Origin of the sequence: Streptomyces sirii, from assembly GCF_045690365.1 — a bacterium.
In the GTDB taxonomy this organism is placed as follows: Bacteria; Actinomycetota; Actinomycetes; order Streptomycetales; family Streptomycetaceae; genus Streptomyces; species Streptomyces sirii.
On sequence record NZ_CP147982.1, the window covers coordinates 1,866,470 to 1,884,689 of the forward strand.

At 71.1% G+C, this 18,220-nt stretch carries 17 protein-coding genes; 2 read left to right on the forward strand and 15 right to left on the reverse strand.

The features are described 5' to 3' along the window. Nucleotides 1–70: 70 nt before the first annotated feature. The 3 genes from WAB15_RS08420 to WAB15_RS08430 all read right to left on the reverse strand — a co-directional run bounded on the left by WAB15_RS08420 (nucleotide 71) and on the right by WAB15_RS08430 (nucleotide 2,857). Nucleotides 71–712, reverse strand: a complete 642-nt coding sequence (locus WAB15_RS08420; protein WP_399144106.1) for a vitamin K epoxide reductase family protein — start codon at nucleotides 710–712, stop codon at nucleotides 71–73. A 158-nt stretch (nucleotides 713–870) separates the two neighbouring features. Then, nucleotides 871–2,133, reverse strand: a complete 1,263-nt coding sequence (hisS, locus tag WAB15_RS08425) for a histidine--tRNA ligase (protein ID WP_407285853.1) — start codon at nucleotides 2,131–2,133, stop codon at nucleotides 871–873. Nucleotides 2,134–2,143: 10 nt separating this feature from the next. Further along, a complete protein-coding gene (locus WAB15_RS08430; RefSeq protein WP_399144108.1) occupies nucleotides 2,144–2,857 on the reverse strand; it encodes an MBL fold metallo-hydrolase in 714 nt (237 codons plus the stop codon). A gap of 205 nt (nucleotides 2,858–3,062) precedes the next feature. On the opposite strand from WAB15_RS08430, the gene WAB15_RS08435 reads away from it, so the two are divergent. Together WAB15_RS08435 and WAB15_RS08440 are read left to right on the forward strand one after the other, a co-directional pair. After that, a complete protein-coding gene (locus WAB15_RS08435) occupies nucleotides 3,063–3,884 on the forward strand; it encodes a peptidylprolyl isomerase (protein ID WP_399144109.1) in 822 nt (273 codons plus the stop codon). A gap of 252 nt (nucleotides 3,885–4,136) precedes the next feature. Then, nucleotides 4,137–5,366, forward strand: coding sequence for a DUF349 domain-containing protein (locus WAB15_RS08440; RefSeq protein ID WP_399144110.1), 1,230 nt, complete (start codon nucleotides 4,137–4,139; stop codon nucleotides 5,364–5,366). An 80-nt stretch (nucleotides 5,367–5,446) separates the two neighbouring features. On the opposite strand, the gene WAB15_RS08445 is transcribed toward WAB15_RS08440, so the two are convergent. The 12 genes from WAB15_RS08445 to WAB15_RS08500 all read right to left on the reverse strand — a co-directional run bounded on the left by WAB15_RS08445 (nucleotide 5,447) and on the right by WAB15_RS08500 (nucleotide 18,210). Further along, on the reverse strand, nucleotides 5,447–8,053 hold the full coding sequence (locus WAB15_RS08445) for a RelA/SpoT family protein (protein ID WP_407285854.1): 2,607 nt from the start codon (nucleotides 8,051–8,053) through the stop codon (nucleotides 5,447–5,449). Nucleotides 8,054–8,236: 183 nt separating this feature from the next. Next, nucleotides 8,237–8,785 (reverse strand): adenine phosphoribosyltransferase, encoded by a 549-nt coding sequence (locus tag WAB15_RS08450; protein ID WP_399144113.1) that lies wholly within the window; start codon nucleotides 8,783–8,785, stop codon nucleotides 8,237–8,239. A 73-nt stretch (nucleotides 8,786–8,858) separates the two neighbouring features. Further along, the gene (gene secF, locus WAB15_RS08455) at nucleotides 8,859–9,980 is read right to left on the reverse strand and encodes a protein translocase subunit SecF (RefSeq protein WP_407285855.1); all 1,122 of its coding nucleotides are present in this window, start codon (nucleotides 9,978–9,980) and stop codon (nucleotides 8,859–8,861) included. 1 nt (nucleotide 9,981) lies between these two features. Further along, nucleotides 9,982–11,754 carry a protein translocase subunit SecD gene (secD, locus tag WAB15_RS08460; protein WP_399144115.1) on the reverse strand — a complete coding sequence of 591 codons (1,773 nt, stop codon included), beginning with the start codon at nucleotides 11,752–11,754 and terminating at the stop codon, nucleotides 9,982–9,984. Between the two features lie 147 nt (nucleotides 11,755–11,901). Continuing rightward, complete coding sequence (yajC, locus tag WAB15_RS08465) at nucleotides 11,902–12,480, reverse strand: preprotein translocase subunit YajC (RefSeq protein ID WP_399144116.1); 579 nt, start codon at nucleotides 12,478–12,480, stop codon at nucleotides 11,902–11,904. Nucleotides 12,481–12,601: 121 nt separating this feature from the next. Further along, a complete protein-coding gene (ruvB, locus tag WAB15_RS08470; protein WP_407285856.1) occupies nucleotides 12,602–13,690 on the reverse strand; it encodes a Holliday junction branch migration DNA helicase RuvB in 1,089 nt (362 codons plus the stop codon). A gap of 79 nt (nucleotides 13,691–13,769) precedes the next feature. Continuing rightward, complete coding sequence (ruvA, locus tag WAB15_RS08475; RefSeq protein ID WP_399144118.1) at nucleotides 13,770–14,390, reverse strand: Holliday junction branch migration protein RuvA; 621 nt, start codon at nucleotides 14,388–14,390, stop codon at nucleotides 13,770–13,772. Then, complete coding sequence (gene ruvC, locus WAB15_RS08480) at nucleotides 14,387–14,938, reverse strand: crossover junction endodeoxyribonuclease RuvC (RefSeq protein ID WP_399144119.1); 552 nt, start codon at nucleotides 14,936–14,938, stop codon at nucleotides 14,387–14,389. The genes ruvA and ruvC overlap by 4 nt, the downstream gene beginning before the upstream one ends. 175 nt (nucleotides 14,939–15,113) lie before the next feature. Further along, nucleotides 15,114–15,866 (reverse strand): YebC/PmpR family DNA-binding transcriptional regulator, encoded by a 753-nt coding sequence (locus WAB15_RS08485; protein WP_399144120.1) that lies wholly within the window; start codon nucleotides 15,864–15,866, stop codon nucleotides 15,114–15,116. Nucleotides 15,867–15,980: 114 nt separating this feature from the next. Then, on the reverse strand, nucleotides 15,981–16,583 hold the full coding sequence (pdxT, locus tag WAB15_RS08490; protein ID WP_399144121.1) for a pyridoxal 5'-phosphate synthase glutaminase subunit PdxT: 603 nt from the start codon (nucleotides 16,581–16,583) through the stop codon (nucleotides 15,981–15,983). 11 nt (nucleotides 16,584–16,594) lie between these two features. After that, nucleotides 16,595–17,506, reverse strand: a complete 912-nt coding sequence (gene pdxS / locus WAB15_RS08495) for a pyridoxal 5'-phosphate synthase lyase subunit PdxS (protein WP_030067142.1) — start codon at nucleotides 17,504–17,506, stop codon at nucleotides 16,595–16,597. 158 nt (nucleotides 17,507–17,664) lie between these two features. Continuing rightward, nucleotides 17,665–18,210, reverse strand: a complete 546-nt coding sequence (locus tag WAB15_RS08500; protein ID WP_393487986.1) for a hypothetical protein — start codon at nucleotides 18,208–18,210, stop codon at nucleotides 17,665–17,667. Between the last annotated feature and the right edge of the window lie 10 nt (nucleotides 18,211–18,220).

Genomic DNA, 18,220 nt, shown 5'->3' on the forward strand with positions numbered 1-18,220 from the left:
GCCACCCCACTGACAACGCCCCGGCCCCGTCGTGGGACGGAACCGGGGCGGGCAGTTCGGGACGCTTCGCCTAGAGCAGGGTGCTCCAGTACGACCACCACTTGGTGAGGATCAGCAGGGCGATCACGCCGTACCAGAGCACCGGGACGACCCAGTGGAACTCCAGCACCGTGCGGCGCAGCCCCTCGGGGGCCGGGACGACGCCGTGCTTGATGTTGTGCACCGTGGTGTACCAGAACATGAGGATCGTCACGCACCAGGTCAGCGTGCACCACAGGCACAGCGCGTTGATGCTGTACAGCGACTGGGTCATCAGCCACATGCAGAACACCGCGGCGAGCCCGGTGCCGATGTTCAACCCGATCCAGTACCAGCGGCGGAAGCGGGCACCGGCGAGCAGGGCCATGCCGATCGCGACGACCACGCCGAAGCCGACCAGACCGGCCATCGGGTTCGGGAAGCCGAAGGCCTCCGCCTGCTTGCTCTGCATGACACTGCCGCAGGAGATGATCGGGTTGAGGCTGCACGCCGGCTTGAAGTTCGGGTCCTTCAGCAGCTCGAACTTGTCCAGCGTGATGATCCAAGCGGCCAGGCCGCCCAGCGCACCGGTGATCACCAGGAGCAGGGCGAGTCCGCGGCCCGAGCCGATGGTGCTCGGGCCGCTCGCGTGGTCGTCGTCGATGGACACGTCGTCAACCGCTGTCGTCGTCATATCGCCGTTCCGTCGGTCCCTTGGGAGATGGGCTGCGCGGACGGGCCCGCGGGGCCGCGGCCGCGCCCTTCATTCTGCCTCAACCACCCAAGGGACCGCCGTTCGCTGCGCGTAAACACGGCGAATTCTCGGGTCCGGCGTTGACGGACCGGCGGCCCTCAGCCCAGCCGGCGGCGGACCTCGTCGGCCACCGCGGCCAGCGCGACGGGGGTCTGCTCGCCGCTTTCGAGGTCCTTGAGCTGGACGACGCCCTCGGCCAGATCCCGCTCGCCGGCCACCAGCGCCAGCCGTGCGCCCGAGCGGTTGGCGGACTTCATGGCGTTCTTCAGGCCCTTGCCGCCGTAGGCGAAGTCGGTGGCGACGCCGGCCCGGCGCAGCTCGGTGACGGTGCCGAAGAGCACCCGGCGGGCCTCCTCGCCGAGCGGTACGGCGTACACGGCGGTGGCGGCGGGGATGTCGAGCGTGATGCCCTCCGCCTCCAGCGCCAGCACCGTGCGGTCGACGCCCAGCGCCCAGCCGACGGACGGCAGCGCGGGGCCGCCGATCATCTCCGACAGGCCGTCGTAGCGGCCGCCGCCGCCCACCGCGGACTGCGAGCCGAGGCCGTCGTGGACGAACTCGAAGGTGGTGCGGGTGTAGTAGTCCAGGCCGCGGACCAGCTTCTCGTCGTCCTCGAAGGCCACGCCCGCCGCCGCCAGCAGCTCGCGGACCTGCTCGTGGTACGCCTTGCACGCCTCGCACAGGTAGTCGCGCAGCATCGGCGCCCCGGCCAGCTGCCGCTGGACGGACTCGCGCTTGTCGTCCAGGACGCGCAGCGGGTTGATGTCGACCCGGCGCCGGGTGTCGTCGTCCAGGTCGAGCCCGCGCAGGAAGTCCTGCAGCGCGGCGCGGTAGACGGGGCGGCACTCCTTGTCGCCCAGGGAGTTGAGCAGGATGCGGAAGTCGCGCAGTCCCAGGGCGCGGTAGGCCTGGTCGGCCAGGATGATCAACTCGGCGTCCAGTGCCGGGTCCTCGGTGCCGATGGCCTCCGCGCCGACCTGGGAGAAGTGCCTGTAACGGCCCTTCTGGGGGCGCTCGTAGCGGTACTGCGAGCCCGAGTACCAGACCTTCACCGGCAGGTTTCCCGCCTTGTGGAGATTGGACTCCAGGACCGCGCGCAGCACAGGAGCGGTGGTCTCCGGGCGCAGGGCGAGCCGGTCGCCGCCCTTGGTCTCGAAGACGTACATCTCCTTGGTCACGATGTCGGTGGACTCGCCGACGCCGCGCGCGAAGAGCTCGACGTTCTCGAAGCCGGGCGTCTCGACGTAGCCGTAACCGGAGTTCCTCAGCGGCTCGGCGATCGCCTCGCGCACCGCGAGGTAGGTGGCGGACTGCGGCGGAATCAGGTCGTAGGTGCCCTTGGGGGCCTTGAAGGTGCTCACGAAGCTCTCGTCACATTCCTCGTCGTGGAGCGGCGCTGAAGCCGTCTCCGAGGCCGGCGGCCACCTCCCGCAGGAACGGGTTGGTGGCGCGCTCGCGGCCGATGGTGGTCTGGGGGCCGTGGCCGGACAGGACGACGGTCGAGTCCTCCAGTGGCAGGCACACGCGGGCCAGCGACTGCAGGATCTCGGCGTGGTCGCCGCCCGGCAGGTCGGTGCGTCCGATGGAGCCGGCGAACAGCAGGTCGCCCGAGAAGAACACCGGCGGAACGTCCGCCTGCTCGGGCATCCTGAACGTCACCGACCCCTTGGTATGGCCCGGCGCGTGCGCGACGGAGAACTCCATTCCGGCCAGTTCCAGGACGCTGCCGTCACTGAGCTCCTTGACGTCGTCCGGCTCCCCCACCGTCAGTTCGCCCATGAGCTGCCGACCGATGGAGCGGCCCAGGGCCCGCTCGGGATCGCTCATCATGAAACGGTCCTCGGGGTGGATCCAGGCCGGGACGTCGTGCGCGCCGCACACGGGGACGACCGAGGCGACATGGTCGATATGGCCGTGGGTGAGGACGACCGCGACGGGCTTGAGACGATGCTTTGCGACCGCGTCCTCGACTCCTTGGGCCGCCTGGTGGCCCGGGTCGATGATGACGCACTCCTCGCCGGCGGCGGGGGCGACCAAGTAGCAGTTGGTGCCCCAGGCCCCGGCGGGGAACCCGGCAATCAGCACGTTCGTCCTTAAAGGTCGGTGTGGAGGGCGGTTACGCAAGGCCGCTCCCGGACATCTCGGCAGCTCCAGAGCCTACCGGCGGGACTCCCGCCAGGGCGAACCCGTATACGGTACGGCCACGGCGGAGGCGCTCGGCGAACGAGGACCTCGGTGCCCGGACACCGCACTGCTCGGACACATCGATGATCGGACAAGGAGACGACCGGTGGTCAGCAAGGATCAGCGGCGGCGGCAGCTCGCCCGGGAGAAGTTCGAGCGTCAGCGGGAGCGGCGGTCCTCCGCCCGGCGCAAGGCCAAGCGGCGCAATGTGATCGTCGCGTCCGCCGCGGCCGTGGCACTGGCCGCCGGCGCCGCGGCCTACGCCTCGGCGGGACTGGCCGGCGGCGACGACCGGGCGGCGGCCGACGCGACACCGTCCGCGGCGCCGGACCCGTGCGGCAGGCCCGCGAAGGGCGCGCCGTCGACGAAGACCTGGAAGAAGGAACCGGCGATGTCCGTCGACACCGCGGCCCCCTACTCCGTGAAGCTGGCGACGACCTGCGGCGAGATCGGTCTGAAGCTGGACGCGGGCAAGGCGCCGCACACGGTCAACTCGTTCGCCTTCCTGGCCCGTCAGGGCTACTTCGACCACAGCCGCTGCCACCGCCTGGTGGACCAGGGCATCCACGTCCTGCAGTGCGGCGACCCGACGGCCACGGGCAAGGGCACGCCCGGCTACACCCTCCCCGACGAGAACCTCAAGGACCCCCGGCTCAAGGGCGGGGTGTATCCGGCGGGCACGGTCGCGATGGCCAACACCTACGACGGGCAGAACGAGAAGACCCGCAACTCCGGCGGCAGCCAGTTCTTCCTCGTCTACCAGGACAGCGAGCTGCCGCCCAACTACACACCGTTCGGGACGATCACGGGCGGCCTGGACGTACTGCGCAAGATCGCCGACGCGGGCTCCACGCCCGACCCGCAGACCCGCAACACCGCGCCCAACGCCACCGTCGTGATCGACCGGGCGACCGTGAAGAAGTCCTGACCGGCGGGTCGCGGCGGGGGCGGCGCGGCACCGCCCCCGGGTGCGCACCGTGGAATTTCGGTCGCGCTGGATGCGGACAGCCGAGCCCCGGTCGCCTAGATTGGCGTTGGGTAGGGTGCCTGCTCCGACGGCTGCCACCCTCACCCGCAAGACACCCCGTCGGACCGGCCAGGGCGCGGCTCTGCCGGACAGAAACTGTGGACGATGCCGGGGGGCCGCACGCCCCCGTCGGCATCATGTGGAGGAGGCGCTGTGAGCAGCGACCCATGGGGCCGCGTCGATGAGACGGGGACCGTGTACGTGCGTACCGCCGATGGCGAGCAGGTCGTCGGATCGTGGCAGGCGGGCACTCCCGAGGAGGCCCTCGCCTACTTCGAGCGCAAGTATGAGGGCCTGGTCGTCGAGATCGGCCTCCTCGAGCGCCGGGTCAAGACCACCGACCTGTCGGCGAAGGACGCGAGCACCGCGATCGACCATCTGCGCCAGCAGGTCGACGAGCACCACGCGGTCGGCGATCTGGACGCGCTCAGGAAGCGGCTGGACAAGCTCGTCGAGTCGGTCGAATCGCGCCGCGAGGAGCGCAAGGCGCAGAAGGCCAAGCAGAGCGACGAGGCCCGTGTGGCCAAGGAGCAGCTGGTCGCCGAGGCCGAGGAACTGGCGGCCAGTGAGCAGTGGCGGGCGGCCGGCGAACGGCTGCGTGCGCTGGTGGACACCTGGAAGGGCCTGCCGCGGCTCGACCGCAAGGCGGACGACGAGCTGTGGCACCGCTTCTCGCACGCCCGCTCGGCGTTCTCCAAGCGGCGCAAGGCGCACTTCGCGTCGCTGGACGCGCAGCGCGAGGAGTCCCGCAAGGCCAAGGAGAAGCTGGTCGCCGAGGCCGAGTCGCTCTCGGGCTCGACGGACTGGGGCGCCACCGCGGCCCGCTACCGCGAGCTGATGGCGGAGTGGAAGGCCGCGGGCCGGGCTCAGCGCGAGCACGAGGACGACCTGTGGAACCGCTTCCGCGGCGCCCAGGACGTCTTCTTCCAGGCGCGCGGTGAGGTCTTCGCGGAGCGCGACGCCGAGCAGGGGGAGAACCTGACCCGCAAGGAGGAGCTGGCCGTCGAGGCCGAGAAGCTGCTCCCGGTCACCGACCTGAAGGCCGCAAGGGCCGCGTTCCGGTCGATCAACGAGCGGTGGGAGGCCATCGGCCACGTCCCGCGGGACGCCCGCCCGAAGATCGAGGGCCGGATGCACGCCGTGGAGCGCGCCATCCAGGAGGCCGAGGAGGCCGAGTGGCGGCGGACGAACCCCGAGGCGCGGGCCCGTGCCGCGGGGCTGACCGGGCAGCTCCAGGACGCCGTCGACAAGCTGCAGAAGCAGATCGACACGGCTCGGGCGGCCGGCAACGACGCCAAGGCCGACAAGCTCGGCCGGGAGCTGGAGGGCCGCAAGGCCCTGCTGGACCAGGCGCTGAAGGGTCTTGAGGAGTTCGGTGGCTGATCGGCCCCTTTGCGGCTGAGGCGCCCGATACGAAGGAGGGCCCCGGTACTTCCGTACCGGGGCCCTCCTCGTGCGCGCGGCTACGGCCTGCGCGCCGACGTCACGCGGTACACGTCGTACACGCCCTCCACGCCCCGCACCGCCTTGAGCACATGCCCCAGATGCTTCGGGTCGCCCATCTCGAAGGTGAAGCGGGAGGTGGCGACGCGGTCGCGGGAGGTCTGGACGGCCGCCGAGAGGATGTTGACGTGCTGGTCCGACAGCACCCGGGTGACGTCCGACAGCAGCCGGGACCGGTCCAGCGCCTCGACCTGGATGGCGACCAGGAAGACCGAGGACTGGGTGGGCGCCCATTCGACGTCCAGGATCCGCTCCGGCTGCCGGGACAGCGAGTCGACGTTGACGCAGTCGGCGCGGTGCACCGAGACGCCGCTGCCGCGGGTGACGAAGCCGATGATGGGGTCGCCCGGCACCGGCGTACAGCAGCGGGCGAGCTTGACCCAGACGTCATCGACGCCCTTGACGACCACGCCGGGGTCGGCGCTGGAGCGGCGCTTGGAGCGCGGCCGGATCGGGGTGGACTCGGCGATGTCCTCGGTGGCCTCGTCCTGGCCGCCGAGCGCCTGCACCAGCTTCTGGACGACGCCCTGCGCCGCGACATGGCCCTCGCCGATGGCGGCGTAGAGCGAGGAGATGTCCGGATAGCGCATCTCGTGCGCGAGGGTCACCAGGGAGTCGCCGGTCAGGATCCGCTGGATCGGCAGGTTCTGCTTGCGCATGGCCCGCGCGATGGCGTCCTTGCCCTGCTCGATGGCCTCGTCGCGGCGCTCCTTGGAGAACCAGCCGCGGATCTTGTTCCGGGCGCGCGGGGACTTGACGAAGCCGAGCCAGTCCCGGGACGGTCCGGCGCCCGGGGCCTTGGAGGTGAAGACCTCCACCAGGTCGCCGTTGTCCAGGGTCGATTCGAGCGGGACGAGGCGTCCGTTGACCCGGGCCCCTATCGTGCGGTGGCCGACCTCGGTGTGCACCGCGTAGGCGAAGTCGACGGGGGTGGCGCCGGCCGGCAGCGCTATCACATCGCCCTTCGGCGTGAAGACGAAGACCTCGTTGCGGGACAGGTCGAAGCGCAGCGACTCCAGGAACTCGCCGGGGTCCTCGGTCTCCTTCTGCCAGTCCAGCAGCTGCCGCAGCCAGGCCATGTCGTTGACGGTGTCCTGGCCCTTGCCCGCGTTCTTCGGCACATCCGTACGGATCTTGGAGGCGCCGGCCACCGCTTCCTGCTTGTACTTCCAGTGCGCGGCGATGCCGTACTCGGCGCGGCGGTGCATGTCGAAGGTGCGGATCTGGAGTTCGACCGGCTTGCCGCTGGGCCCGATGACCGTCGTGTGCAGCGACTGGTACATGTTGAACTTCGGCATCGCGATGTAGTCCTTGAACCGGCCGGGGACCGGGTTCCATCGCGCGTGGATGGTGCCGAGGGCGGCGTAGCAGTCGCGGACGGTGTCGACGAGGACGCGGATGCCCACCAGGTCGTAGATCTCGGCGAAGTCGCGGCCGCGCACGATCATCTTCTGGTAGACGCTGTAGTAGTGCTTCGGGCGGCCGGTGACGGTGGCCTTGATGCGGGCGGCGCGCAGATCGGCCTGGACCTCGTCGGTCACTATCGCCAGATACTCGTCCCGCTTGGGCGCCCGCTCGGCGACCAGCCGGACGATCTCGTCGTACATCTTGGGGTAGAGGATCGCGAAGGCGAGGTCCTCCAGCTCCCACTTGATGGTGTTCATGCCCAGGCGGTGGGCGAGCGGGGCGTAGATCTCCAGCGTCTCGCGGGCCTTCTTCTCCTGCTTCTCCCGCTTGAGGTAGCGCATGGTGCGCATGTTGTGCAGGCGGTCGGCGAGCTTGATGACCAGGACGCGCGGGTCCTTGGCCATCGCGACGACCATCTTGCGGACCGTCTCGGCCTGCGCGGCCTCGCCGAACTTGACCTTGTCGAGCTTGGTGACGCCGTCGACCAGCAGCGCGACCTGGTCGCCGAAGTCCCGGCGCAGGGTGTCCAGGCCGTACTCGGTGTCCTCGACGGTGTCGTGCAGCAGGCCGGCCATCAGCGTCGCCGGGTCCATGCCCAGCTCGGCGAGGATGGTGGTGACCGCGAGCGGGTGGGTGATGTACGGGTCGCCGCTCTTGCGCTTCTGGCCGCGGTGCCAGCGCTCGGCGACCTGGTAGGCCCGCTCGACCTGGCGCAGCGTCGCGGTCTCGATCTTGGGGTCGTTGCCGCGCACGGCCCGCAGCAGCGGCTCCAGGACCGGGTTGTACGGGCTGGAGCGCTGGACGCCCAGCCGGGCGAGACGGGCGCGTACCCGGTTGGGGGAACCGGAGCGGCCGGCCGGAGTGGGCGGCAGCGGCTTGGGCGCGGCCGGCTGGTCGGCCTTGGCGGGCGGCTTGGGCGCACGCGTGGCCGGGGAAGCGGCGGTCGCCGGCTTGGGCGCCGGCCGGGAGTGCTCGGCGGGAGACGTGGCGGGCCGGTCGGCCGGCGGCCGGGGCATGGCGCTTCCGTCGGGAGCGCCGGGCCGCTCGGGCTGGGGCGCGTCCGTGGAAGCCGCGTCCTTCGGCTTCGGCTCGTCCGGGCGCGCGGCGTCGGATCCCGCCGGACGCAGTCCGGGGGAGAGCGGCTGGGCCTCGTCTGGCAAGAGCACTCCTCAGGCGGTTCCGGACCCCAGGACCTCGAACGGGTCGGGGTGCCATGGTATCGAGCCCGCGGCGGCGGCTCCCCCGCGGCCATGGGTCCGTACATGACACAGCAGCGGGGGCACCCGGATTCTTCCGGATGCCCCCGCTGCTTCTGTGGTGTGCGGCGGCCGCCCGCGAGCGGCTCAGACCGTGATCAGGGCCTCCAGCGGAGCACCCTGCAGACCCGGCTGCAGCCGCTGCCGCCCGGCCAGGAAGCCCAGCTCCAGCAGCACCGCCAGGCCGGCGACCTCGGCGCCCGCGCGGCGGATGAGCTGCACCGAGGCGTCGGCGGTGCCGCCGGTGGCGAGCACGTCGTCGATGACCAGCACCCGGTCGCCCGGGGCCAGTGCGTCGGCGTGGATCTCGATCTCGGCGGTGCCGTACTCCAGCTCGTAGGCCTGGCCCAGCGTCGCGCCGGGCAGCTTGCCGGCCTTGCGTACGGGGACGAAGCCGATGCCGGCGCGGACCGCCACGGGGGCGGCGAGTATGAAACCGCGCGCCTCCAGGCCCACCACCTTGTCGGCGCGATGCCGCTCGCACAGCTCGGCGAAGGCGTCGGTGAGCGCGCCGAAGGCCGCCGGGTCGGACAGCAGCGGGGTGATGTCCTTGAACATCACGCCCGGCTTCGGATAGTCCGGGACATCGGTGATCCGGCTGAGCAGCAGCTCCTGCAGGGCTGCGGGAGCACTCATGCCGAAACCTCGCTCAGCTCGGCCGCGCATTCGCGCGACGCGCACCCCCTGATGCTTCGCTCACTACGCCCGCTCATCGGCGCTTGCCCGACGAGCGGCCGCGTCCGCGGGGGCGGGTGGGGGGCTGCCGACGCGGACCGACGACCGCGGCGTCCGCGTCCTCGTCGGCGTCCGCGCCACCGGGGACGGCGTCCTGCGGCTCCTCCTGGCTCGCGCCCTTGGCCGCCGCGGCGGCGCGCTTGGCCTTGACCCGCTTGGCCAGCGCCTTCATCTCCGGCTCGGCGTTCTTGAAGTCCGCGACCAGCGGGGTGGCGATGAAGATCGAGGAGTACGCACCGGCGGCCAGACCCACGAACAGGGCCAGCGAGATGTCGTTGAGCATGCCCGCGCCCAGCACGCCGCCGCCGACGAACAGCAGACCGGCGACCGGGAGCAGCGCCACCACGGTGGTGTTGATGGAGCGGACCAGCGTGCTGTTGATGGAGCGGTTGGCGATCTCGCTGTAGGTGAAGCGGGTCTGCTTGGTGATGTCCCTGGAGGCTTCCTTGAGGCTGTCGAAGACGACGACCGTGTCGTACAGGGAGTAACCGAGGATGGTCAGCAGACCGATGACCGTGCCGGGCGTGACCTCGAAGCCGACCAGGGCGTAGACGCCGACCGTGATCGTGAGGTCGTGGATCAGTGCGATCAGGGCGGCGAGCGCCATCCGCCACTCGAAGGCGATGGCCAGATAGATCACCACGAGGACCATGAAGATCCCCAGGCCCAGCCAGGCCTTGTCGGCGATCTGCTCGCCCCAGCTCGGGCCGACCAGCTGGGTGTTGACGTCCTTGACCGGGATGCTCAGGTCCTTGGCCAGCTCCTCCTGGACCGGCACCGCCTGCTTGGTGTCCAGACCGCTGATCTGGATGCGCAGCGCGCCGTCGCCGAGCTTCTGCACGACGGCCTGGTGGCCGCCCGCCGCCGACTCGGCCTGGTGCTGGGCCTCGGAGGCGGACACGGAGGTGGACGGGGTGGTGAAGACCGCGCCGCCGGAGAACTCGATGCCCATGTTCAGACCGCGCACCGCCAGGCCGACGATGGCCGTGATGGTGATGAGGATCGAGATGCCGTACCAGATCTTCCGCTTGCCGATGAAGTCGTAGCCGACCTCGCCGCGGTAGAGCCGGGCGCCGATGTTTCCGAGCTTGGACATCTCACGCCTCCTTCGTCTGGGTGGGGGCGGTGCCACGGCGGCGGCGCAGCGGCGGCTTGGCGCCCAGGCGCTGGGGGTCGAGGCCGGACCAGGAGTGGCCCTCGTAGAAGAACTTCCGCCGGGCCAGCAGCGTCATCAGGGGCTTGGTGAAGAGGAAGACCACCACGACGTCGAGGACGGTGGTCAGGCCGAGGGTGAAGGCGAAGCCCTGCACCTTGCCGACGGTGACGATGAACAGCACCGCGGCGGCCAGGAACGACACGAAGTCGGAGACCAGGATCGTGCGGCGGGCCCGCGGCCAGCCGCGCTCGACGGCCGGGCGCAGGGTGCGGCCCTCGCGGATCTCGTCCCGGATGCGTTCGAAGTAGACGATGAACGAGTCGGCGGTGATGCCGATGGCGACGATGGCGCCGCAGACCGCCGGGAGGTTCAGCGCGAACCCGATGGCCGGGCCGAGCAACGTCATGATCGTGTACGTCAGGATCGCCGAGACGCACAGGCTCGCCAGCGCGACCAGCGCCAGGCCCCGGTAGTAGGCGATCAGGTAGATGACGACCAGGGCGAGGCCGATGGCGCCGGCGATCAGACCGGCGTGCAGCTGCTCGCCGCCGAGGGCCGCGGTGACCGTGGTCTCGTCGTCGATCTTGAAGGAGAGGGGCAGCGCACCGTAGGAGAGCATGTTGCCGAGGTCCTCGGCGGACTGCTGGGTGAAGCCGCCGGAGATGGTGGCGTTGCCGCCGTTGAGCCGCTCGTGGACCCGGGGGTCGGAGACCACCGCGCCGTCCAGGACGATCGCGAACTGGTTCTGCGGCTGGGCCTTGGTCGCGAGCTTGCCGGTGATGTCCGCGAACTTCTTGCCGCCGTCGGAGGTGAAGTCCATCTGGACGATCCAGCCCTGGCCCTGCTGGCTGTCGAAGACGGCCTTGGCGCCCTTGACGTCGGTGCCCTCGACGGCGATCGGACCCAGCACGTACTTCTGGGTGCCGTCGTCCTTGCAGGCCACGATCGGGTCGGACGGCTTGGCGCCGGCGGCCTTCTCACCGGCCGTGGCGCGGCTCTTCTTCGTGGAGCAGTCCAGCGCGTTCAGCTGCTTCTGGAGGGCCGGCGGGATCTCCTCGGCGCCGGGGAGCGCCGGCGGCGTCGGAGGCGCGGAGGGCTTGCCCGACGGGGTGGGCTTCGCGGACGGCGCCTTCTTCAGCGCGTCCGTCACGGCGCGGCCCTGCGTCGTCGGCTTGGCGCTCGGCGAGGACGAGGCGTTCTGCTGGGTGCCCGGCTGGTCCTTGGCCTTGTCGCCGGACGCCTTGTCGCCCTTGCCCTTGTCGTTGGCGCCGCTCTTGGAGGGGTTCGGCTCGGGCGTCTTGGTGCCCACGGTGGTGGTCAGCACCGGCCGGAACCCGAGCTGGGCGGTGGTACCGACCTGCTGGCGGGCCTGCTTCGCGTCCGTCCCCTTGGGGATGTTCACGATGATGTGGTTGCTGCCCTGCGTCTGGACCTCGGACTCGGTCACGCCGAGACCGTTGACCCGTCGCTCCATGATGTCGGAGGCGGTCTTCATATTGGTCTCGTTGATCGCGTTGGGCTTGCCCGGCTGGTTCTGGGCCGCCAGCGTGAAGCTGGTGCCGCCCGCCAGGTCGATGCCCAGGCGGGGCGTCAGCGTGCCGGAGTAGAACATGCCTCCGATCAGCCCCACCATCGCGATCAGGACCAGGATCAGGGTGCGGCCCGGATGCCCCTGGCTCGCGGGCGCCCTGCGGCCCTTCTTCGGTGCTGCCACCTTCTCGTTTCTCCCTGTCCAACCCCTCGGCCCGGGGTGTCGGCCGAGCGGCCACGAAGTCTTGTGCGGACCTGCCCCCGCCGGAGCCTAAACCGTCCCGGAACCGCGGTGCACGACCCAACATGCCCCGCGGTTCCGTGGGATGGACTACTTCGCGTCGTCGCCGGCCTTCTTGTCGTCCTTGGCGGCGTCGGCGTCCGCCTTGGCGGTGTCCTTGGCGTCCTTGGCGTCCTCGGCGTCCGGCTCGGCCGCGGCGTCGTCGGCGGGCTTGTCGGCGGCCGGGGTCTCGGCCTTGCCCAGCTCGATCTTGGCGGCCTTGTCACCCGTTGCGGTGGCGGCGTCGCCGGTCAGCGAGGAGGCGTCGTCCGGGACGACGGGCGCGTCGCCGTGGCCGGCCTCGGCACCGTCCAGAATGCGGTTGTACTCCTCATCAGCGAGCACCGCGCCGATGGCGTTCTTGGCATAGATGGCGTGCACGCCGGGGGCGACCTCCAGGAGGACGGTGTCCTCGTGGACTTCCTTGACGGTGGCGTACATACCGCCGATCGTCCGGACGCCGGTGCCGGCCTGCATCTCTTCGCGCATCTGCTGGGCCGCCTGCTGCTTCTTCTTGGCGGACCGCGTCATCAGGAACATGGCCCCGATGAGAACGATAAAGGGGAGGAGAGTCACGATATTGGGCACGGGACGGAAATCCTTCGCACGACCGCTGCTGCGCGGTCTCATATAGCGGGGGTGGGTATGCCGGCCCTTACGGACGGCATCGGCGGAGTCTAAGCGAGTCCCCACCAGTGGAACAACGCCCAGCATCGCACCGCAGTTCCTGACCGGGCGAGTCTCCGCGCCGTCAGGGTCCGAACAAGCCCTGCTGTCCGCTTCCTCCTGATTGCTGCTGGGGCGGGACCAGCCCGAGATGGGCCCAGGCCGCCGGGGTCGCGATGCGCCCCCTGGGAGTCCTGGCGAGCAGCCCCTCCCGTACGAGGAACGGCTCGGCGACCTCCTCGACCGTCTCGCGCTCCTCCCCCACGGCGACCGCGAGGGTGGACAGGCCCACCGGGCCGCCGCCGAAGAGCTTCAGCAGGGCCGTGAGCACGGCGCGGTCCAGGCGGTCCAGCCCGCGGGCGTCGACCTCGTAGACGGCCAGGGCCTGGGAGGCGATCTCGCGGGTGATCAGGCCGTCGGCCTTGACCTGGGCGTAGTCGCGGACGCGGCGGAGCAGGCGGTTGGCGATACGGGGCGTGCCGCGGGAGCGGCCGGCGATCTCGGCGGCGCCGTCCCCTTCTATCTCGACGTCGAGCAGGCCGGCCGAGCGGTGGATGACCCGCTGGAGCTCGGCGGGGGCGTAGAACTCCATATGGGCGGTGAAGCCGAAGCGGTCGCGCAGCGGGGGCGGCAGCAGTCCGGCCCTGGTCGTGGCGCCGACCAGGGTGAACGGCGGGAGTTCGAGGGGGATGGCGGTGGCGCCCGGACCCTTGCCGACGATGACGTCGACGCGGAAGTCCTCCATCGCCATGTAGAGCATCTCCTCGGCGGGCCGGGACATCCGGTGGATCTCGTCGAGGAAGAGCACCTCGCCCTCCTGGAGGGAGGAGAGGATCGCGGCGAGGTCGCCGGCGTGCTGGATGGCGGGGCCGGAGGTGATCCGGATCGGGGCGCCCATCTCGGCGGCGATGATCATCGACAGGGTCGTCTTGCCGAGGCCCGGCGCGCCGGACAGCAGGACGTGGTCGGCGGTGGCGCCGCGGGCGCGGGCGGCCCGCAGCACCAGGTCGAGCTGTTCGCGCACCCGCTCCTGGCCCACGAACTCGGCGAGGTCCTTGGGCCGCAGCGCGGCCTCGACGGCGGTGTCCTCGCCGTCCGCGTCGGCTCCGACCAGCCGGTCGGGGCCGCCCGGGGCGGTGTCCTCGGTGGGCGGTGCGGTGTCGTCCCAGTTCACTGCGGATTGCCTCGCGGGGTCGGGGCGGCCGGGCCGCCTGCGTGGTCATGCGGTCGGGGGCTCGCGGACCGGGCGGCGGTCATCGGGCGCGGTTCAGCGTCTGCAGGGCGGCCTTGAGCAGCTGCGGCACCTGGGGCGCGCCGCCGGCGGCGACGGCCTCCTCGGCCTGCGGGGCGACCGCGGCGACCGCCTCGTCCGCCTCGCGGGTGGCGTAGCCGAGCCCGATCAGGGCGGCCTGCAGCTGGTCGCGCCAGCCGGCGGTGCCGGCGCCGCCGACCGCGGGCCGACCGCCGCCGACCGGCTCGCCGAGCCGGTCCTTCAGCTCCAGCAGCAGCTTCTGGGCGCCCTTCTTGCCGATGCCGGGTACGGCGGTGAGCGCCTTCTCGTCACCCGTGGAGACCGCGCGGCGCAGCGCGTCCGGGCTGTGCACCGCGAGCATGGCCTGGGCGAGCCGGGGGCCCACGCCGCTGGCCGTCTGCAGCAGCTCGAACGTCTGGCGCTCGTCGTCGTCGACGAAGCCGTAGAGCGTGAGGGAGTCCTCGCGGACGACGAGGGAGGTGGCGAGCTTGGTCGGGGCTCCGATGCGCAGCGTGGAGAGCGTGTTCGGGGTGCACTGGACGGCCATGCCGATACCGCCGACCTCGACGACTGCCGTGTCGGGGGCCAGGGCCGCGACCGGGCCGGAGACAAAGGCGATCATCGGGAGCCCTTCAGCGTGCGGACGGGAGCGGAGGTGCGGCGGGCGGCGGCCTGGGCCTGCTGGAGGCGGTTGACCGCGGGGGCCCGCCAGATGTGGCAGATGGCGAGGGCGAGGGCGTCGGCTGCGTCGGCCGGCTTCGGTGGTGCGTCGAGCCGCAACAGGCGCGTCACCATCGCGCCGACCTGGGCCTTGTCGGCCCGGCCCGAACCCGTGACGGCGGCCTTGACCTCACTGGGGGTGTGCAGCGCGACCGGCAGACCGCGGCGGGCGGCGCACAGCATGGCGACCGCGCTGGCCTGGGCGGTGCCCATGACCGTACGGACGTTGTGCTGGCTGAAGACCCGCTCCACGGCGACGTATTCGGGGCGGTGGGCGTCCAGCCACTCGTCTATACCGCGCTCGATGAGGACCAGCCGCTGGGCGATCTCGGCATCGGGCGGGGTGCGGACGACGCCGACGCCGACCATCTTCAGCGGGCGTCCGGCGAGGCCTTCCACCACGCCGACCCCGCACCGGGTCAGCCCCGGGTCCACCCCCAGCACCTTCACGGCGCCCCTCCCCTCATGCCGTTCCGTTTCGTCCCCCGTTCCCCCGCGGGAGGGGCGGAGATCCCCTGCTCAGCACAGTATCGGCTGCCACTGACAACGCGACGGGCCGACAGGGGGTGTGTTCCCCGTCGGCCCGTGTGCGAACGGCGGCGGCGCGGCCGCGCGGACTACCGGCTCAGGCGTCGACCTTGGCCATCACGTCGTCCGAGACGTCGAAGTTGGCGAAGACGTTCTGCACGTCGTCGCTGTCCTCCAGCGCGTCGATCAGCTTGAAGATCTTGCGCGCGCCCTCTTCCTCCAGCTCGACCTGCATGGTCGGGACGAAGTTGGCGTCGGCCGAGTCGTAGTCGATACCGGCCTCCTGGAGGGCGCTGCGGACCGCGACCAGGTCGGTGGCCTCGCTGAGCACCTCGAAGGACTCACCGAGGTCGTTGACCTCCTCGGCGCCCGCGTCCAGCACCGCGCCCAGCACGTCGTCCTCGGAAAGTTCACCCTTGGGGACGATCACCACGCCCTTGCGGTTGAACAGGTACGACACCGAGCCCGGGTCGGCCATCGAACCGCCGTTGCGGGTCATGGCGACGCGGACGTCCGAGGCGGCGCGGTTGCGGTTGTCGGTGAGGCACTCGATGAGCACCGCGACACCGTTGGGGCCGTAGCCCTCGTACATGATGGTCTCGTAGTCGGCGCCGCCGGCCTCAAGGCCCGCACCGCGCTTGACCGCGGAGTCGATGTTCTTGTTCGGCACCGAGCTCTTCTTGGCCTTCTGGATGGCGTCGAAGAGGGTCGGGTTGCCGTCCGGGTCGGCGCCGCCCGTACGGGCCGCGACCTCGATGTTCTTGATCAGCTTCGCGAAGAGCTTGCCGCGCTTGGCATCGATCACGGCCTTCTTGTGCTTCGTCGTAGCCCATTTAGAGTGGCCGGACATCCGCCTGTCTCCTTCGCGTAACCAACTTCTGAACCGAACGCCATAGATCCTACCGGGGTCAGGTCACACGGTGTCACTCCCGCCCGTCACCCGGCCACCGCCGCTCATGGAGCGCTACGCGCGCCCCTGCCGGTCGCCGCGCACCATGTCCACGAACAGCGCGTGGACCCGGTGGTCACCGGTCAGCTCCGGATGGAACGACGTGGCCAGGACGTTACCCTGCCGGACCGCCACGGTGTGGCCGTCGTACGTGGCCAGGACCTCGACCGCGCCGCCGACCGACTCGACCCAGGGCGCCCGGATGAAGACGCCCTCGACCGGTCCGCCGGGGATGCCGGCGACGTCGATGGCCGCCTCGAAGGACTCGTTCTGCCGCCCGAACGCGTTACGGCGGACGATCATGTCGATGCCGCCGAGCGTCTCCTGGTCCTCGCGGGCGTCCAGCAGTTTGTCCGCGACCATGATCATGCCGGCGCAGGTCCCGTAGACCGGATTGCCCGCCCGCACGAACGCGCGCAGCGGCTCCAGCATGCCGAAGACGACCGCCAGCTTGGACATCGTGGTGGACTCGCCGCCCGGTATGACCAGGCCCTCGACCTGGTCCAGCTCCTCGGGGCGGCGTACCGGCCGCGCCTGGGCGCCGGCGTCCGTGAGCGCCTTGACGTGCTCACGGACGTCGCCCTGGAGGGCCAGCACACCGATGGTGGGGGTGCTCATCGCCTCGGTTCCTACCAGCCGCGGTTGGCGTAGCGCTCGGCCTCGGGGAGGGTGTCGCAGTTGATGCCGACCATGGCCTCGCCCAGGTTGCGGGAGACGTCCGCGATGACCTTCGGGTCGTCGTAGAAGGTGGTGGCCTTCACGATCGCGGCGGCGCGCTTGGCCGGGTCGCCGGACTTGAAGATGCCGGAGCCGACGAACACGCCCTCGGCGCCGAGCTGGCGCATCAGGGCCGCGTCGGCCGGGGTGGCCACACCGCCGGCGGAGAACAGCACGACCGGCAGCTTGCCGAGCTCGGCGACCTCCTTGACCAGCTCGAACGGGGCGCGCAGCTCCTTGGCGGCGGCGTACAGCTCGTTGTTGTCGCAGCCGCGCAGCTTGGCGATCTCACCCTTGATCTGACGCAGGTGGCGGACCGCCTCGACGACGTTGCCGGTGCCGGCCTCGCCCTTCGAGCGGATCATGGCGGCGCCCTCGGCGATCCGGCGCAGCGCCTCGCCCAGGTTGGTGGCACCGCACACGAAGGGGGTGGTGAAGGCCCACTTGTCGGAGTGGTTGACCTCGTCGGCGGGGGTGAGGACCTCGGACTCGTCGATGTAGTCGACACCGAGCGACTGCAGGACCTGGGCCTCGACGAAGTGGCCGATGCGGGACTTGGCCATGACCGGGATGGAGACGGCGTCGATGATGCCGTCGATCATGTCGGGGTCCGACATGCGGGCCACGCCGCCGTCCTTGCGGATGTCGGCGGGGACCCGCTCCAGGGCCATGACGGCGACGGCGCCCGCGTCCTCGGCGATCTTCGCCTCTTCCGGCGTGACGACGTCCATGATCACGCCGCCCTTGAGCTGCTCGGCCATGCCGCGCTTGACGCGCGCGGTCCCGGTCTCGGGGTTCTGGGGCGTGGTGGGCGTGCTGGACACGGTTTGACCTCACTCAGTGCGGGTGGTTGAACGTGCCGACCACACAACCCTTTGCGCGGGACCGGAGAAAAGGGCCAATTCAAGGCCGGTGGCTCGTTGCGGCGGGGAGTGGCAGCGACCGCGGCCGGGGCCCGGGGGTGCCGCCCGGCGGCGGGCGCTCAGTTGCCGGCCGAGCGGTCGTCGAGGACGGCCGGCGGCTCGTCGTCCATCTCGAAGGCCAGCGGGAACGGCGCGTGCCCCGCCAGCCGGAAGACCCGCACCACCCGGTGGCGGCGGACGGCGCGGGCGGCCCGTACGGCGTCGTTGTGGAAGCGGCGGGCCATCGGGACGCGGCGGACCGCGGCGGTGAGCTCGGTGACCGTCCGCTCGCCGCCCGGCGCCTCCCGTACGGCCTCCAGCTGCCCCTCCTCCGCGAAGATCGCTCGCAGCGCCTGGCTCAGCTCGCTCTCCGCGACCTCGCGGTGGTCCTCCTCGGCCTGCCGGGCCTCGTGCGCCGCCTGGTAGAGCACGATCGAGGCGGCGGGGTCCAGGACTCCCGACGTGCCGACCTCCTGTGCGACGGACGCGCGCCGCAGGAGCTGGGCGTCGAGGGCCGCCCGGGCCGCGTCGATGCGCGCGTGCAGGCGGTCCAAGCGGCCGGCCGTCCAGCTGAGGTAGATGCCGATGAGGAGGACCGCTACCGCGATCCAGATGATGGTGGTCACGGGCCGTCAC

Bases quoted from the DNA above. Each gene is read 5' to 3' on its own strand.
- WAB15_RS08420 (WP_399144106.1), bottom strand. From the start codon at position 712: ATGACGACGACAGCGGTTGACGACGTGTCCATCGACGACGACCACGCG.
- WAB15_RS08450 (WP_399144113.1), bottom strand. From the start codon at position 8,785: ATGAGTGCTCCCGCAGCCCTGCAGGAGCTGCTGCTCAGCCGGATCACC.
- secF (WP_407285855.1), bottom strand. From the start codon at position 9,980: ATGTCCAAGCTCGGAAACATCGGCGCCCGGCTCTACCGCGGCGAGGTC.
- yajC (WP_399144116.1), bottom strand. From the start codon at position 12,480: ATGAGACCGCGCAGCAGCGGTCGTGCGAAGGATTTCCGTCCCGTGCCC.
- ruvA (WP_399144118.1), bottom strand. From the start codon at position 14,390: ATGATCGCCTTTGTCTCCGGCCCGGTCGCGGCCCTGGCCCCCGACACG.
- WAB15_RS08485 (WP_399144120.1), bottom strand. From the start codon at position 15,866: ATGTCCGGCCACTCTAAATGGGCTACGACGAAGCACAAGAAGGCCGTG.
- pdxT (WP_399144121.1), bottom strand. From the start codon at position 16,583: ATGAGCACCCCCACCATCGGTGTGCTGGCCCTCCAGGGCGACGTCCGT.